Origin of the sequence: Microbacterium sp. F2 (genome assembly GCF_052274505.1) — a bacterium.
Classification (GTDB): domain Bacteria; phylum Actinomycetota; class Actinomycetes; order Actinomycetales; family Microbacteriaceae; genus Microbacterium.
Genome location: NZ_JBNVBV010000011.1, coordinates 35,223 through 50,339, shown reverse-complemented (window position 1 = coordinate 50,339; position 15,117 = coordinate 35,223). Strand labels below are relative to the sequence as shown.

Here is a 15,117-nt window from a genome sequence, read left to right as displayed (position 1 = left end):
TCTATTCTTCCTGATCAGAGGGGCATTTCTACGTCACGACGCTCGCTCAACGCCCCGTCCATCGGTGGATCGAGGCTAAGTCTGGGTCGTTAGGAGAAATCATCCCGAACCACCTCGGCGCAGGGAGACAAGGGCTAATGTTGTTGCGCGACGGTCCCCGATTACGTCTAGCTGATTGAGGTCGGCCGATGTTGGGGCCGGAGGCGCAATCTGCACGATTGACTCAACGATCTCACCCCCCAGGTGTCCCTCGGCCTCGGCCCATCGAATGATCGGATGTTCATCTTCCGGTTCGAACGCGGTCGCGAGGTAGAGGGACAAGAGGTCAATCCCGTCCCAGGTGCCTGAGTCCAGCATCGTTGTCGTTACGGTACGCAGCTGCACCGGGCTGAGCCGCGCGAGGCGGAAGTACGCGGCGGCCGACCCCGGTTCAGTCAGACCCGCAGCGGTGGTGGAGGCCAGTTCGTTCACGAGGCGGGGGATTGCTTCTTCGGCCATCGCCTTGAACGCGGACAGAATTTCGGGATCCGACGTGAATCTCTCGAGCACATTCGAGACGTCGACAGAGAGGTTAGTTCCAGCGAAGAGGGCGCTCCTACGGAGGGCCTGTGTTTGGTCGGCGTCCAAATCCCTGATCACTCTGGCCGAAAAGGCGCGCAACGCTCGATCGCTTCGCTGAAAGGCGTCGACCATAACGGGTGATAACGCGTCATAGACGCTGGCCGCCCACTCAAGTAAGTACGGACGCGACTCATGACATCGACCAATATTGCGCTCAACGGCCGAGAGAGTTAGGCGCGCAGAATCAGTCCACAGTTCGTTCAGGCCGGACGAGGCGGCCGAACTCGGCATGTCGGACAGGAGCCGTGCAATTTCTACTTCGGACACCGCTCCTGGTGGTACCTCAAGCCAGAGATAGTGGTCGGCGAAGTCTCGATCGCCCATGCCGCGCTCCCGCTCGGGGTATTGAGCGATGTTGTTCGAGCCAGCCCCTAAGCCAAGCGAGGGGAAGTGCTCGATGAACGATTCGAGCAAATCCTCCTTGATGGCTAGGCCGCTCGTGGCGGTGGAGAGGCGATTCAATACTGTCGCGGCTCTCCGCTTTCGCTCGTCTTCGCCAACAAGCATTTCTTGGCCGGTCAGGAATCGTCGCTCATCGACGATCACTTGCCAGGCGTCCGGAGCGAACATTCGCCAGAACAACGATTCATATAGGTCGCTCGCCGGGAGCTCCTGCCAAAGATGCGCTGGCACTGAGGTTGCTAGATCAACAAACCGCTCCGCAGCTCTAGGTGTCGTGATGACTCGGGAGAGCAGACCTTGGAGCCGATAATCCATCACCTCGTCCAGATCGGCGGTAGCGTCCCCGAGTCCGGTATGAATGGGCAGCCGCCTGAAGAGCACCGCTTCTATCTGATCCTGCGTTAGCGGGGGAACCGCAAATCGGTGCTCAACGATCTTCTCAAGGTAACGTCGAGCACGTTCCGGTGACCCCGCCGCGAGCGGGGTCTGCTCAAGCAAGTGCTGCAGGGTGACCTCGTCGTATGCCAAGAGATAGTGCAAGCCAGGCACGTCTCCCACCAGCCTGACTAGTTTGAATACCGTAAGTAGCTCGCCGGGGCTCAGACGATCGAGGTCGTCCATGACGACTAGCAGTTTGCGGTTGGTTCGTCGGAGGCCTTCGGCAATCGCGGCTCTGATCCGCTCGGGCGTGGAAGCCATGAGATGCTCACCGATCGCAGTCACAGGCCCACTGACGTCGACGCCCCCAAACTTGGCCGCAGGACCGATCGACTGGAGCAGCGACGCGACGCGCTTGCGGGCGCGTTGTACTTCAAGCGTTCCTTGGACAAGGAGCGAACTGAAGCCGGCGAAGAGTGCACCGTCGTCCGCATAGAACCATGGGTTGAAACTGACGAGAGCGGCGTTCGCAGCGGTGAACTGCGGATCAGCAGGCAATCTCTGTCGGATATGCGCGAGTATCCAAGACTTCCCAGCTCCCCACGATCCAACCAGAGCCGACACGCTGGAGCGGTCACCATCCGACACCCTTCGTGCGAGCTCAGCGCTGAATCGCTCCGCCAGCGGTTCCCGCCCGAGATCGACCTCCATGCTGGGACACTATCCGACCGGCGCTCCCCCGCCGCCGCCATGAGAGGGGCTCGCGTACATCGCTTGTCTGCTCGACGCATGGCACGGGCTTCCGTCCCGACGGAACACGCACGTGGGAGATTCCGGTCCACGTGAATGAGGTCTGCGGGTAGTGCCTGCAACTCGTGGGTTCGTGCACTGCTGCGAGACAACTCACGAATGCCGCCGCGCTGACCAGCATCCATCGCGCGAACGCCAGGCAACACTCGCCGGTGGTTGAGCCGCCATGTCGGACGCCGCCTGCGTCAAGCGTCCAGACATGTGGCGCTTGCCACCTGCGCACGAGTGCAGGGTGGGGGCCGCCCGGTCAAGTCGCGAGACACGGCTCCCAGAGAACGGGGGCTCTAGCGCTGACCTGGGGCACTCGTTGTATGGACATGTAGCTTCGCCTCTCGCCCGGTCGTAGGCCAAGAACGCGTGCGGCACTCGAAGGAGTGGGGACGTGACCCTGTAGCGGAGCGCACACTGAGCCGGGCGGACTTCGGTGACTCGATCGGTAGCCTGAGTGGGTGAACCCGCTCGCCCCGTTCGACCGCCAAGATCCGTGCTGGTGCGGGTCCGGAAAGACGTACCGGCTTTGCCACAAGCGCTTCGCGTCACCACGTCATCCGCCGGGAGCACCTGTTCCCCCAGACGACGATGAATTCATCAGTCTGAGCCCTGATGTGCGACTCGCGCGGTCGGCCATCCCATCAATGATGCCCGCCGGTACGCCTCTCACTCTGCCGCCGGAAACTCCCACCCCAAGACCTCTTAGCGCGACAGCGTTCGATCGCGCTGTCGCTTCTTCGTCGCTCGACGATGACCCGGCCTCGGCACAGGAACTCGGGCGCGCGCGCATCGCGCTATTGCGCGAACTCGCCGCTCTCCCCGAACGTGACGCGCCGCTTGAGGGCCGGTACGTCGATGCAATTGCCTCCTTCGCAATCGATGCATGGAAGACCTCCAGTGCTCTTCGTCGGCTCACACCAAGGCGCACAATCGTCTGGAACGAGGAACTCGCGGCGGACAAGCTCATCGCGCGCACCATGCTCCTGGCTGATCACGTCCTCTATCCGGACAAGCTCTTGGACGCCCTCGCCTCCAAGCCCACAGCCCTGCGCCTGCGAACGCTCGCCACGGATGAACTCAAGCTCGAGCATCTCCTTAGGGCAGGGCACGTGCTCCCAATGCCGGACAGCGTGGCGCAGTACACCGGAAGCGTATTGATTCGCGAGGCGACAGAGACCGCTCTGGCGAACGACTCCCTGCTCAAGTTCGTGCGGTCTCAGCTGGTGGTGGAAGGTCCGACCGCCCGCGAGGTCCTGTTCATTAACGCTATCGACGACATCGAGAACGATTCCGGAATGTGGTTCTACGGTCACACCGGGCCCGATGCTGTTGATGAGAATGAGCGGTCGATCGGCTTTCGCATGCTCCAGCAGTACGATCCTCACCACGACTACTCGGCGTGGATCAAGCAAGAGTCGGATCGGGCCACGGCCAACTATCTGCAGCGCACCGAACGGCGTCTCGTTGTTGCCGATGTTCTTGGGGCGGAATACGTGGCGGCCTCCCCATTTGAGGCACGCATGCTCCAACGTCGAGATACCACCAGCCCGAGCCTCACTAACGCAACTCTCTGGGCAGATGTTCCGGCTCTGGCGGACCTCTCAGCACGGGACCTCGCACGCATGTTGTCCGCTGAGGACGCTGTCGAGGATCTTCGGGCGCGAGTACGGATCGCGATGGACGCCGCACCCGACTTCGGCTCCCAGATCTCCTCAATCCGCGCCGTCGCCGCCGATATCGAACAGTCCTCGAGAGTGCTCAACAAGCGCATCGGCACCTATCGCAGCCTTACTCTCGCCGTTCCTCTCATCACTGGCGGGATGGGGCTCGTAGTCGGCTCTGCCGGTGGGATGGCGGGGCTGTCCGGCGCCGCGCTTGGGCTCGTCGGCACCATCAGCCCTGCTATCGCGGAACGCCTGAACCAGCGCCGAGAGGCGGCCTTCCTCTTTACACTGCCGAAGCGGAAGAGGAAGTGATGCCTCAAGACTAGGCACCCGCGTGGCTTCCACCGCTTCTGGGGCACGCGCCGCCTCAGGATCGCGGTCCGCGCGGTCGCAGAACACGGCGGCGGCGTCATTGGGCTGAAGCCGACGCTCCAGCGCCAGGCACTTGGGCGCGGCAGTGACGAGTGGACTGGGCAGGGTCTGGTCACCATCGAACCGGGTGAAGAGCTCACACGGATCTGCCAGGATGTCGCGGCATTCGCACGTCTGACCTGAGCAACCCGTCGCACGGCAGCCGCGGGTCAACGGCGGCGGTAGGCATCCCGTCGGTGCTCGATGGTGACGATCTCGATGAGCAGCCGGTTCTCTTCGATCCGGTAGAGCACTCGGTACTCGCCGCGGCGCGCGGAGTACAGCGGCGCGAGTGGCTCGCGCAGGGGTTTGCCGAGTCTTCGCGGGTTCTCGGCCAATGGTCCGACGATGAACTCGAATGCTGCTGCCGCAACCGGTTCGGGGAGAGTGATCTCGAGGGCGCGTCGCGCCGATCGCGTGAAGACGACCTCGTAAGGCGTGCTCACCCCGCGAGCCGGCCGCGCGCGATCATCGCGGCACGCACCTGATCCGCCGACGACACGTCACCGGACTCGAGTTCCGCGATCGCGGTGCGCAAGGCGGCAACCTCCTCCGGATTGCTCAGGATGTCGACCGTCTCGACGAGCGAGTCGTAGTCCTCTGCGCTCATCAGCACCGCGACTCGTGCGCCGTTGCGGGTGATCTCGAAGCGCTCGTGCGTGGTGACTGCCGAGTCGATGTGCTTGCTCAGCGCGGCGCGGGCGTCGGCCAGCGAGAGAACCGTCATGTACATAATTCTAGCGCGGAGATTGGAAGGTGCCATTGGCATTCCGTCGTGTGAGCGCCGCTCCCGCGGTTGGTTCTGTTCCGTAAGTGCTGCTGTTTCTTATGCCGCGAAACATGGCGCGTTACGGAACAGGAAGTCGCGGTCGGCCAGAGCTACTCGTCCTGCCGCGTGGATCAGGTGAAGACACCCAAAGCCGCATATTCGGTCGCGAGCAGCACCTGCACCACCCGAGGTCTTGACCGGCCGCGGGAGGGTCGATCGGGCGTGAGGAACGAATCGGTGACAACTGATCGTTAGTGTCGGGAGGCGCTGACGGGGAGGATGTCATCATGCCCGGTCCCTATCCCAGAGAGTTCCGCGAAGACGTTGTCGCGGTCGCTCGCAGCCGCGAGAGCGGCGTCACCATCAAACAGATCGCCATCGACTTCGGCATCAGTGAAGCAACCCTGCAGAACTGGCTCCGCCAGGCCGATGTTGAAGACGGCAATCGACCTGGTCAGACCGCGGCGGACGCGGCCGAGGCTCGGGAGCTGAAGAAGCGGATCCGGTTGCTGGAGCAGGAGAACGAGGTCCTCCGCCGTGCGGCGGCGTATCTGTCGCAGGCGAACCTGCGCCTTGGTGGCTCCCCAAAATGACGTACCCGCTCGTTGCTGAGCTCGCCGAAGCGGGGATTCCCGTGACGGTGTCGTGTCGGGTCCTCAAGCTCGCAAGACAGCCCTACTACCGGTGGCGCAACGCCCCTGTCCGGGACGCGGACGTGCTCCGCGCGTATCGGATCAACGCGCTGCATGACGCGCATCACGACGACCCGACGTTCGGGTATCGATACCTTGCCGACGAAGCCCGTCGGGCGGGATGGCGGATGAGCCGGCGGACGGCGTGGAAGCTGTGCTCGCAGGCCGGGATCCTCTCGTCCGCGCAGCGCCGGCGACGTGGGAAGGGCAAGAAGGCCGGCCCGCCGGTGTTCGACGATCACGTGCAGCGGGTGTTCCGCGCCGATGCCCCGAACCGGCTGTGGCTCACGGACATCACGGAGCATCGGACGAGCGAAGGCAAGCTGTACTGCTGCGCGATCAAGGATGTGTTCTCCAACCGCATCGTCGGCTACTCGATCAGCGACCGGATGACCGCGAAGCTCGCCGTCGATGCCGTCCGCAACGCCGTCTCTCGTCGCGGTGAGGTCGCCGGGTGCATCCTGCACGCTGACCGGGGCAGCCAGTTCCGCAGCAGGGCGATGGCCCGCGAGCTGCGCCGTCATGACATGGTCGGATCGATGGGTCGCGTCGGCGCCGCCGGAGACAACGCCGCCATGGAGTCGTTCTGGTCGCTGCTGCAGACGAACGTCCTCAACCAGCAGCGGTGGACGACCCGGCAGGAACTCCGGCTCGCGATTGTCGTGTGGATCGAGCGGAAGTATCACCGCCAGCGCGCCCAAGACACCCTCGGCGGCTTGACGCCCATCGAGTTCGAAGCCAAGCTAGCCGAGCCGCACACACTGGCGGCCTAAACCGAACCTGTCACCAGTTCGTTCCTCACGCCCATCTACCATTGCCGCATGGTCGAGCGCAGCATCCGACCCATTGTCACCGTGCCGGACGTGGTGGGGTTGCCCTTCCACGTCGGGCGCGATGTGGCGGCCGAAGCGCGCGTTGCACTGGCGAATCCTGACCCCGATGGGCCAGCCATCGGGACGCTGGCGTGGCCTGGGCTCTTCTACATCGTGTGGCAGCATCCGGAGCCGGGAACCCAGCTGCGCGAGTGGGACTCTGTCGCCGTCCGGGTAGTCAAGCACGGTGACGCGACGGATCGAGAGCCGGCAGACCCGCTCGATGCGCCGCCCGCTGATTCGGCGCACGCGCAGCCCGATCGGGAGCAGTATCTCGACCTCACCGAGGATTGACTCGTCCGACTAGGGACCGTCGCCGATGGCCAGCGCTCGCAGTTCTACTGGGCCGGGTGACCGGCAAGGGTTACGCGAGCGTCGCTCAGAGCCTCTGCAGCGCGTCGCGCACTCTGCCGGCTGCCTCCTCGGGCGTAACGGCGGGGATGCACTGGTGGTCCAGCGATGCACTCTATTCGGCGGCCGACGGAGGGTGCGCGAAGGACACCTGGGAAGCGCTCGTGTACGGACCCCACCGCCCGAATACCTCGGATGCGGTCGCATCGATGTAGCCGGCCTCGGCGAGTGCCCAGAGATCGTAAAGGTCTCGTGGGGCTTCCCGGTCGCTCCACGAAGACAGCTTCGACGCAACGAACGCTGCGGGGGTGAGTACTCGTAGGCGCGCGGGTGGAGCGTCGCTGTAGCGCTGCTCGATATCGACGATCTCGGTGGGCCACTGCGGATAGCCCTCTGACGACAGCAACTGGATCTGCACGCGCACATCCCCTACCTGCATCACGGACGGATGCGGGTGTCTGGTCTCCCTCAGCCGCGGGGTGAACGTCACCGTGCCGAAGCTACGGCGCAGTTGACGGGTGACAGCCTCCTCGATCTCGTCGGCAACTGCTGACCTGTCGCCGAGTGCGATGAGGTCGATGTCCTCCGAAAGACGTAGTTCCGTGAGGTGTGTGCGCGCGAGGGCGGTACCACCGAAGAAGACGATGTCGTCGGTACCCACGCTGCTGATGGCGGCGAGTGCGTGTGAAATGACGTGGTCTCGGGCGACCTGTTCTGAATCAACGCCGAACGTGGCCTCGATGTGCTCTCGTTCACCGTCATCGAGGACCCCGGGGACAGGCTTAGCCATTCGCCGTCTCCAGTCGCTCGCGCATGTCCCGTGCGCCGGCTGGCACGAGACGAGCGCGCGCGACGATCTCGGCAAACTCATCTGGCTTGACCAGGGGCGTAAGGTTCTCCACGGCGCCCGCGACTTCTCGACCGAGTCCATCGCGATCCATGCGGCCCAGGAGGTCGAACAGGGTCTGCTCGGGTGTCGTGACGAGTCCCTCACCGAGTCCGGTGCGTTCCAGTACGAGCTCAAGGGCGTCCATCTTGCGAGGAACGAACTTGACGAGCCCACCTCCCTCAAGGGTGACGGGTGCGTAGCCGCGTCGAGGCACCGCAACCGTGGCGACGCCGATAGCCCGTGGGATGGCAGCCCAGTGGCGCGCGGCGCTGACTCCCATGAGGGCAACTTCTCTCGCGCCGAATCGCGCCGTCGCAACTGCGAGAGCGGCCGCCTCCAACGGTGGCTTCCAAGTCCGACCATCGCGGCCATCAGGAACCGCCGTATAGACGCCATGAGCTAGCCGCACCAGCGCGCCCTGCTCGACCAGCCGGTCCGTTGTCCGCCAGGTGTTCCGTGCCAGCTCGGGGACCTCCTTCAGGCGCAGGGTGCGAAGCGGTGCCCGCGCGACAGCGCGCACGATGTCAACGTCCGCGGCCATACTTCCCCCTCTTCTCATTGGAAGTATACGCCGAGCGTCTATTTACGATGAGTAAATTGGTGGAGCACTCGGCGGCAGGCGGAGGATCCTCGAGCCGGGCGTTAGATGGCCGCCTCTACGCCCCGCCGGTGTACACGAACGCGACGCGGGCGGAGCCGTCCCCGCGAAGGTGCCAGCGGTTTCGCAGCGCACCGGGGTGGGCGACGGCATCCCCGGCGCCGAGTTCCCAGATCCCGAGGCCTTCGATCTCGAGGGCGATGGCGCCTTCGATGACGTAGTGGATGACTTCGCCATCCGTCTCGAACCAGTCCCCGACCTGCTCGCCGGGGCGGATGACGTACTCCTGCAGCGAGGTCTCACCGGCATGGATGACGCGGGTATGGGCGGTGTCGGATGCCTCAGAGACCGGCACCCACGTGGCATCCGCCGCCCTGGAGACATGGACAACCGCGGGGTCGGGGTCGGCCGGGAGGAGCGCGGAGGGGGAGATATCGAGGGCGTTCGCGATGCGGTACAGGGTCAGCAGCGAGGGCATCGTCTGGCCCGACTCGATCTGGCTCAGAAACGGCTGGCTGATCTCGGCAGCCGACGCGAGCGCCCGCATCGACAGCTTCTTCTCGGTGCGCGCCTGCCGCACCTGCCGCCCGATTCCGACGCCGATCTGTGTCTCGTCGGATGCCGCACTCGGCCCCTCGGCGCTGGTGCGGGCGGGAGTGGACACCGCTCCAGGATACGGCGCTGCCCACAGCCGACCGGCGCGCCTAGTCGGAGACGAGAGAGCCCACGAGGTGGGCGATGCCGTAGTCGTAGGCGTCGTCGAGATCACCGCCGAGGCGGAAGGCCCCGGCGAGCTCCATCGTGACGAACCCGGTGGCCCACGCCGTCAGCAGCCGCGCCGCGTCGAGCGCGTGCTCCGGCCCGACGGCGGCCGTGGTCGCGCGCAGGGCTGGCGCGCTGGTGGCGGCGAGCTTGTCGGCATCCACCCCCGCGGTGAACAACAACCGGAACGCCTCGGGTCGCTCGTGCGCGAAGCGGCGAAAGACGAGCAGCAGCTCTTCGATCCCGGATGCCGCATCCAGGCGCCCCGTAAGGTCGTCAGCCGCGGCGCCGCCGACGAGCCCCAAGAGTGTTTCGCGGTCGCGCACGCGCTTGTACAGCGAGGGAGCTTTCACCCCGACATCCGCCGCTACCGCCTGCATCGTGACCGCCGCGACCCCGCCCGTTTCGAGCAGGCGCGCTGCTGCGCTGACGATCTCGTCGAGCGATGTTCTCTTTGGTGTGGGCATCGGACCTCCATGGCTACGAACATAAGCTATCATGGCTAACGTTCGTAGCCATCCTTCTGAAAGGCCAGTCATGAGACTCGCACCATCGCTGCACCGCATCGGCAACGACATCGTCGCCGCTTACCTGATCGTCACGCCCGAGGGCATCACGCTCATCGACGCAGGACTGCCCGGCATGTACGCCGACCTCACCCGCGAGCTGGATGCCATCGGTCGCTCCGTCGACGACATCCGCGGCATCGTGCTCACCCACGGCGACAGCGACCACGTCGGGTTCGCCGAGCGCCTCCGCGCCGAGCGAGGCATCCCGGTCTTCGTGCACGCCGCCGACGCCGATCGCGCTCGCGGCGGTGACAAGCCCAAGACCCCGATGGGCCCGACCCGGATCGGCCCCCTGCTGCAGTTCGCCGCCTACGGCATGCGCAAGGGCATGCGGCCGCGCTGGCTCACCGAGGTGCGCGAGGTCAGCGACGGCGACACGCTCGATCTTCCCGGCGCGCCCCGCGTGATGTCGATGCCAGGCCACTCGCCCGGCAGCATCGCGATCTTCTCGCCCGAGGTCCGGGCCGTCTTCGTGGGAGACGCGCTCACGACCCGCCACGTGCTGACCGGTCGCACCGGCCCCGGCCCGGCTCCGTTCACGGATGACCCCGCCGAGGCACTCGTCTCGCTCAGCCACATCGCCGAGCTGGATGCGGACTGGGTGCTTCCCGGCCACGGACCCGCCTTCCACGGCTCACCCGCCGCAGCCGTCGAGGCCGTCCTCGCCGCGGCGCAGGTCTAGGCCACCCCGGTCCGACCGGTCCCTGCCCGGCGAACCCCGGTTCAGTCGCGTCGTGTTGCGGGTGCGGATGCTGCGCACCCACACTTCGGCGCGACTGAAGATTCTGGGCCGGAGGTGAGAGGTTGCCGTGCCCGGTTCGGTCGCGTCGTGTTGCGGGTCAGGATGCTGCGCACCCGCGTTTCGGCGCGACTGAAGATTCTGGGCCCTAGCCCTCCCGGGTTCAGTCGCGTCGTGTTGCGGGTCAGGATGCTGCGCGCCCGCGTTTCGGCGCGACTGAACAGTCTGCGCCCTAGCCCTCCCGGGTTCGGTCGCATCGTGTTGCGGGTCAGGATGCTGCGCACCCGCACTTCGGCGCGACTGAACGATCTGGGCTACAGCCCGGCGCGACTGAACGGCGCGGGGCTGTAGCCCGGCGCGACGGAACGCCCCGGGCTACTCGCCGCGGGCGTTGTAGACCAGGGAGTCGCTGGCGCCGTAGGCGCGGTAGACCTCGAGGGCCTCGTCGCGCCCGACATCCTGCGTCACCCGGATGCCGCGCGCCTCGAACTGCTCGGCCCAATCGGCGACCATCGGGCCCTCATCGAAGCCCGACAGCTCCTCGAGCTCGGGACCAGACCCCGCGACAACGAGAGACCGCACCCCGCTCCACATCGTCGCGCCGTAGCACTGCACGCACGGGCGCCAGTTGACCACGAGCGAGAGGTTCGCGCCATCCGCGCCGAGGTCCCAGCGGCCCAACCCCTGCTGGGCAAGCCCCAGCGCCATGACTTCGGCGTGCCCCGACGACTTGCCGGTCGAGAGCACGACGTTGACCCCCGCCGAGACGAGCTCGCCGGTGTCGTCGTTGACGACGATCGCCGCGAACGGACCGCCGTTGCCTTCGCGCCAGTTGCGGTCGGCGAGGCGGTTGACCAGGGCCATCCGCTCCTCGAGCGTCGGCAGCACGGCCGGCAGCGCATCGGCCTCGTCGACCAGCCACGCGGGCAGGGTCATGGTGAAAGATGTCGCGATCGGCATGGGTTACTCCGCAGGTCGGATGGGGGCTGGTTCAGGATGCTGCGCCAGGCGCCATACGCGCTGGCGGGTGAAGGGCTGGTGGAAGGGCCGCTGCCCGAGCGCCCGAGCGATGGCGTTGCCGATCGCGGGGGCGACCGGGTTGTAGGGGGACTCGCTCATCGACTTCGCCCCGAACGGACCGACGGTGTCGGAGGTATCGGCCAGATACACCTCGGTCTCGGGAACGTCGGCGAACTGCGGGACGCGATACACCCGGAACACCGGGTTCACCACCGCGCCGTCTTCGACGAGCACCTCTTCGTACAGGGAGCTGCCCACGGCCTGCGCGACGCCACCCTCGATCTGACCGCGCAGCTGGGCCGGGTTCATCACGGTTCCGGCATCCGCCGACTGCACCGACTGCAGAATCCGCACAACGCCCGTCGCCGGCTCGACGGCAACGCGCACCGCGTGCACGTTGAACGACACCGACCGCAGGTGCCCCTCCTCGTCGCCGGTTGCGAACAGGCCGTTCTCGTCCCGCTCGGCCGGGTCAGCCCCAGCGACCAGCGAAGCAAACGACACCACTCGTGCGGGCGTTGCGACCCCGGCATCCGTCAACAGGCCGGCATCCGGATCGGTGCCGGTCTGAGCCGCCGCGAGCTGCAGCATCCGTGTCCGCAGCGACTGGCATGCGGCGGCAAGCGCCTTGCCCGCGACGGTGATCCCGGTCGAGGCGAACGCGCCGGTGTCGTGCTCGACGGCGTCGGTGTCGGCAGTCCACAGGTGCAGTCGCTCGAACGGCGCCTCGAGCACGGATGCCGCGATCTGCCGCAACACGGTGGTGGTGCCGTTTCCGAACTCGGCGGTGCCGGCGCGCACGACGAACGTGCCGTCAGGGCGCAGCGCGACCTTCGAGCGAGAGACATGCCCGTTGGGGGCGATCGTCGCAATCATCGCCACCGCCATGCCCTCGCCGACTGCCCAGCCCTGCGGCGCCGCCACCCCGTTGCCGCGGCGCAGCGCATCCTGCGCGAGGTCGAGGCACTGGTCCAGGCCATAGCTGCCGATGATGAGGTCGCGTTCGTACGGGTCCTCATCCGGATGCAGTGGATCATCGGCCCGCACGATGTTGCGCCGCCGCAGCTCGAAGGGGTCGAGATCGAGCTTCTCGGCGAGCATGTCCATGGCGGATTCCACGCCGAGCATGACCTGCCCGAGCCCGTAGCCGCGGAACGCTCCCGAGGGCACGTTGTTCGTGTAGACGGCCTCGGCGTCGATGTGGCGCACGGGCGTCCGGTACACGGTCGTCGACTCGGCAACCCCGTGGAACATCACGCCGATCGCGTGGTTGCCGTACGCACCGGTGTCGCTGAGCACGTCGAGCTTCATCGCAGTGAGGGTGCCGTCGGTATCCGCCCCGAGCGTCACCGAGACGCGCATCGGGTGCCGCAGTGACGCGCGCGTGAACTGTTCGGTGCGACTGAACTCGTACGTGACGGGCCGGCCGGTGCGCAGTACGGCGAGGGCGACGAGGTCTTCGGTGAAGATCTCCTGCTTGCCACCGAACCCGCCGCCCACGCGCGCCGCGAAGACGCGGACGTTCTCGCGCGGCAGGTCGAACACGTGCGCGAGCTCGTCGCGGGTGAGGAAGGGCACCTGCGTGCTCGAACGGATGACGAGCCTGCCGTCGTCGTCGAGCCAGCCGACAGCGCCGTGGGTCTCCAGCTGTGCGTGCGTGACGCGCGAGGTCTGCCACGTGCCCGTCACGGTCACCGTGCTCGCCGCCAGCGCCGCGTCGATGTCACCCCCGTGGCCTTCGTGCAGCTGCGCGACGACGTTGCGGGAGGCATCCGCGACCCGGTCTTCGGGAGTGCGGCCCGGATGCAGTACCGGCGCTCCCGGCGTGCGGGCTTCTTCGGGGTCGAAGACGGCGGGAAGGATGTCGTACTCGACCTGCACGAGCCGGGCTGCCGCGTCCGCGGCGGCGGCGGTCTCGGCGACGACCGCCGCGACGCGCTGTCCGATGAAGCGGACGGTGTCGTCGAGCACCCGGGTGTCGTCGGGGTCGTCGGTTCGGTGCTCGTGGCGGCCGGTCGAGAACCGCGTCGCGGGAGCGTCCTCGTGCGTGAAGACCGCAACAACCCCCGGGACGGCGAGGGCGGCATCCGTGTTGATCGAGAGGATGCGGGCATGCGCGTGCGGCGAGCCGACCACGCGCAGCACGAGCGAACCGGCAACGGGCTCATCGAGCGTGTATGGCTCGCGACCCTGCACGATACGGCGCGCGGGCTCGGGAATTACTGACGCCCCAATGCCGCCGGAAGCGACAGACGCCGAACCCGTCTCGCGCACCGGCCCCATCACCGCGGCAGTGATCGCCTGGCGGATCGGACGGTAGCCCGTGCAGCGGCAGAGGCTCCCCTTCATGCGGCGGTCGAGTTCGGGCAGGTCGGCTTCGGTGAGGGTGGATGCCGTGACCGCCATCCCCGGCGTGCAGAACCCGCACTGGAACCCGAAGTGTTCGACAAGCTGCTCCTGAACGGGATGCAGCTCGTCGCCCGGGGCAAGGCCGCCCGCGGTCGTGACGACAGCACCATCCATGCGCTGCGCCGGCACGATGCACGAGTGGACGGGCTCGCCGTCGACGATCACCGCGCACGCGCCGCAGTCGCCGGCGTCGCACCCCTTTTTGACCTCGGTGTGTCCATGCTCGCGAAGGAATGTACGCAGGCACTGACCAGGAGTGGGGTCGCCCTCGAGGTCGGTGCCATCGACCGTGAGCCTCATGCCGCGTCCTCCATCGCCAGGTCAGCGAGCACCCGCTCGGCGAGGACGGCGGTGACGGCGCGCCGCCAGTCGGCCTCGCCGAGGGCATCGGTGAAGAAGTCGGTCGGGGTCGCGACATCCGCCCGCAGCTGGGCGTCATCGGGCAGGCCCGGGTACCGGAAGACGTGAGGGGCGAGGGTGGATGCCGTCACCGCGATGACGGTCGAGCCGTCTTCATCGCGACGGCCACTCACGACGATGCCCGATCGACCGAGTTCAGCGAGGGCCATCTTGTGCAGGCTCACGCGGGCGCGCATCGCGGCCGCGGGAACGTCGAGCGCGCGCAGCACCTCGCCGGGCCGCAGCGTGTTCTTCGCCTGACCCGTGATGAACTCCGCGACCGGCTGTCGACGTTCACCGCCATCCGGCGTCCAGATCACCGCTTCCCCCTCGAGCGCCGCGAGAAGCGACACCATCGCCGCCGCCGTGAACGACTGGCACACGTTGCCGCCAACCGTCGCCGTGTTCCATACCTTGAACGACATGAGCAGTGCGTGCGCGGCATCCGGGATCGCTCCCGCGGCGTGCCAACCGTCAGGCACCGGGGTGTCGAGCTCGCCTCGCGACCACGCGACGAACCGCGCGATCGTGCAGGTCGCGGCGATGCGGAGCCCGGCATCCGTGATCTCGACCTCGGGCCAGCCCATGCGGGTGATGTCGACGAAGCCGGTCACGTCGGGCTGTGGTTCGCTCATCAGCCACGTGCCGCCAGCGAGAATCTTCTCTCCGGGCGCAAGAGCGAGGTCGTCTCTGGTACGCGCGAAGCGGTAGGAGGTGACCGAGGTGATGTCCATGAGCCCCTCCCTCCGGCATCCGATGTTGACTCAGCGA

At 66.7% G+C, this 15,117-nt stretch carries 13 protein-coding genes and 2 pseudogenes; 5 read left to right on the top strand and 10 right to left on the bottom strand.

Features of this window, described 5'->3' with window-relative positions:
* Nucleotides 1-99: 99 nt before the first annotated feature.
* Nucleotides 100-2,112 carry a KAP family P-loop NTPase fold protein gene (locus ACQVDU_RS14770; protein ID WP_443477521.1) on the bottom strand — a complete coding sequence of 671 codons (2,013 nt, stop codon included), beginning with the start codon at nt 2,110-2,112 and terminating at the stop codon, nt 100-102.
* 548 nt (nt 2,113-2,660) lie between these two features.
* Here ACQVDU_RS14770 and ACQVDU_RS14765 point away from each other — a divergent pair.
* Nucleotides 2,661-4,178, top strand: coding sequence for an SEC-C domain-containing protein (locus tag ACQVDU_RS14765; protein WP_443477520.1), 1,518 nt, complete (start codon nt 2,661-2,663; stop codon nt 4,176-4,178).
* Nucleotides 4,179-4,223: 45 nt separating this feature from the next.
* Nucleotides 4,224-4,421: pseudogene (locus ACQVDU_RS14760) on the top strand (hypothetical protein); the annotation flags it as partial.
* Between the two features lie 26 nt (nt 4,422-4,447).
* On the opposite strand, the gene ACQVDU_RS14755 reads toward ACQVDU_RS14760, so the two are convergent.
* Both ACQVDU_RS14755 and ACQVDU_RS14750 read right to left on the bottom strand, forming a co-directional pair.
* A complete protein-coding gene (locus tag ACQVDU_RS14755; protein ID WP_443477519.1) occupies nt 4,448-4,723 on the bottom strand; it encodes a type II toxin-antitoxin system RelE family toxin in 276 nt (91 codons plus the stop codon).
* On the bottom strand, nt 4,720-5,004 hold the full coding sequence (locus ACQVDU_RS14750; protein WP_443477518.1) for a type II toxin-antitoxin system Phd/YefM family antitoxin: 285 nt from the start codon (nt 5,002-5,004) through the stop codon (nt 4,720-4,722). The genes ACQVDU_RS14755 and ACQVDU_RS14750 overlap by 4 nt, the downstream gene beginning before the upstream one ends.
* Nucleotides 5,005-5,333: 329 nt before the next feature.
* On the opposite strand from ACQVDU_RS14750, the pseudogene ACQVDU_RS14745 reads away from it, so the two are divergent.
* Both ACQVDU_RS14745 and ACQVDU_RS14740 read left to right on the top strand, forming a co-directional pair.
* Nucleotides 5,334-6,511, top strand: a pseudogene (locus ACQVDU_RS14745) (IS3 family transposase).
* A 48-nt stretch (nt 6,512-6,559) separates the two neighbouring features.
* On the top strand, nt 6,560-6,904 hold the full coding sequence (locus ACQVDU_RS14740; protein ID WP_443477517.1) for a PASTA domain-containing protein: 345 nt from the start codon (nt 6,560-6,562) through the stop codon (nt 6,902-6,904).
* A gap of 172 nt (nt 6,905-7,076) precedes the next feature.
* Here the strand turns inward: ACQVDU_RS14740 and ACQVDU_RS14735 are convergent, their stop codons facing one another.
* From ACQVDU_RS14735 to ACQVDU_RS14720, 4 genes are all read right to left on the bottom strand, one after another.
* Nucleotides 7,077-7,751 (bottom strand): nucleotidyl transferase AbiEii/AbiGii toxin family protein, encoded by a 675-nt coding sequence (locus ACQVDU_RS14735; protein ID WP_443477516.1) that lies wholly within the window; start codon nt 7,749-7,751, stop codon nt 7,077-7,079.
* The gene (locus ACQVDU_RS14730) at nt 7,744-8,391 is read right to left on the bottom strand and encodes a hypothetical protein (RefSeq protein WP_443477515.1); all 648 of its coding nucleotides are present in this window, start codon (nt 8,389-8,391) and stop codon (nt 7,744-7,746) included. Before ACQVDU_RS14730 ends, ACQVDU_RS14735 begins: the two co-directional genes overlap by 8 nt.
* 115 nt (nt 8,392-8,506) lie before the next feature.
* Nucleotides 8,507-9,112 carry a helix-turn-helix domain-containing protein gene (locus ACQVDU_RS14725; protein WP_443477514.1) on the bottom strand — a complete coding sequence of 202 codons (606 nt, stop codon included), beginning with the start codon at nt 9,110-9,112 and terminating at the stop codon, nt 8,507-8,509.
* Between the two features lie 40 nt (nt 9,113-9,152).
* Nucleotides 9,153-9,677, bottom strand: a complete 525-nt coding sequence (locus tag ACQVDU_RS14720) for a TetR/AcrR family transcriptional regulator (protein ID WP_443477513.1) — start codon at nt 9,675-9,677, stop codon at nt 9,153-9,155.
* 70 nt (nt 9,678-9,747) lie between these two features.
* Between ACQVDU_RS14720 and ACQVDU_RS14715 the strand changes: the two genes are divergently transcribed.
* Nucleotides 9,748-10,461 (top strand): MBL fold metallo-hydrolase, encoded by a 714-nt coding sequence (locus ACQVDU_RS14715; protein WP_443477512.1) that lies wholly within the window; start codon nt 9,748-9,750, stop codon nt 10,459-10,461.
* A gap of 432 nt (nt 10,462-10,893) precedes the next feature.
* Here ACQVDU_RS14715 and ACQVDU_RS14710 read toward each other — a convergent pair whose 3' ends face one another.
* From ACQVDU_RS14710 to ACQVDU_RS14700, 3 genes are read right to left on the bottom strand one after another with little or no spacing between them, the layout of a single operon-like run.
* The gene (locus tag ACQVDU_RS14710) at nt 10,894-11,478 is read right to left on the bottom strand and encodes a nucleoside deaminase (RefSeq protein WP_443477511.1); all 585 of its coding nucleotides are present in this window, start codon (nt 11,476-11,478) and stop codon (nt 10,894-10,896) included.
* A 3-nt stretch (nt 11,479-11,481) separates the two neighbouring features.
* Complete coding sequence (locus ACQVDU_RS14705) at nt 11,482-14,247, bottom strand: molybdopterin-dependent oxidoreductase (protein ID WP_443477510.1); 2,766 nt, start codon at nt 14,245-14,247, stop codon at nt 11,482-11,484.
* On the bottom strand, nt 14,244-15,080 hold the full coding sequence (locus tag ACQVDU_RS14700) for an FAD binding domain-containing protein (protein WP_443477509.1): 837 nt from the start codon (nt 15,078-15,080) through the stop codon (nt 14,244-14,246). Before ACQVDU_RS14700 ends, ACQVDU_RS14705 begins: the two co-directional genes overlap by 4 nt.
* Nucleotides 15,081-15,117: the final 37 nt, after the last annotated feature.

Excerpts from the sequence above, each read along its gene's own strand:
- ACQVDU_RS14705 (WP_443477510.1), bottom strand. The coding sequence starts at position 14,247 with ATGAGGCTCACGGTCGATGGCACCGACCTCGAGGGCGACCCCACTCCT.
- ACQVDU_RS14740 (WP_443477517.1), top strand. The coding sequence starts at position 6,560 with ATGGTCGAGCGCAGCATCCGACCCATTGTCACCGTGCCGGACGTGGTG.
- ACQVDU_RS14715 (WP_443477512.1), top strand. The coding sequence starts at position 9,748 with ATGAGACTCGCACCATCGCTGCACCGCATCGGCAACGACATCGTCGCC.
- ACQVDU_RS14720 (WP_443477513.1), bottom strand. The coding sequence starts at position 9,677 with ATGCCCACACCAAAGAGAACATCGCTCGACGAGATCGTCAGCGCAGCA.
- ACQVDU_RS14730 (WP_443477515.1), bottom strand. The coding sequence starts at position 8,391 with ATGGCCGCGGACGTTGACATCGTGCGCGCTGTCGCGCGGGCACCGCTT.
- ACQVDU_RS14710 (WP_443477511.1), bottom strand. The coding sequence starts at position 11,478 with ATGCCGATCGCGACATCTTTCACCATGACCCTGCCCGCGTGGCTGGTC.
- ACQVDU_RS14735 (WP_443477516.1), bottom strand. The coding sequence starts at position 7,751 with ATGGCTAAGCCTGTCCCCGGGGTCCTCGATGACGGTGAACGAGAGCAC.
- ACQVDU_RS14750 (WP_443477518.1), bottom strand. The coding sequence starts at position 5,004 with ATGACGGTTCTCTCGCTGGCCGACGCCCGCGCCGCGCTGAGCAAGCAC.
- ACQVDU_RS14770 (WP_443477521.1), bottom strand. The coding sequence starts at position 2,112 with ATGGAGGTCGATCTCGGGCGGGAACCGCTGGCGGAGCGATTCAGCGCT.
- ACQVDU_RS14700 (WP_443477509.1), bottom strand. The coding sequence starts at position 15,080 with ATGGACATCACCTCGGTCACCTCCTACCGCTTCGCGCGTACCAGAGAC.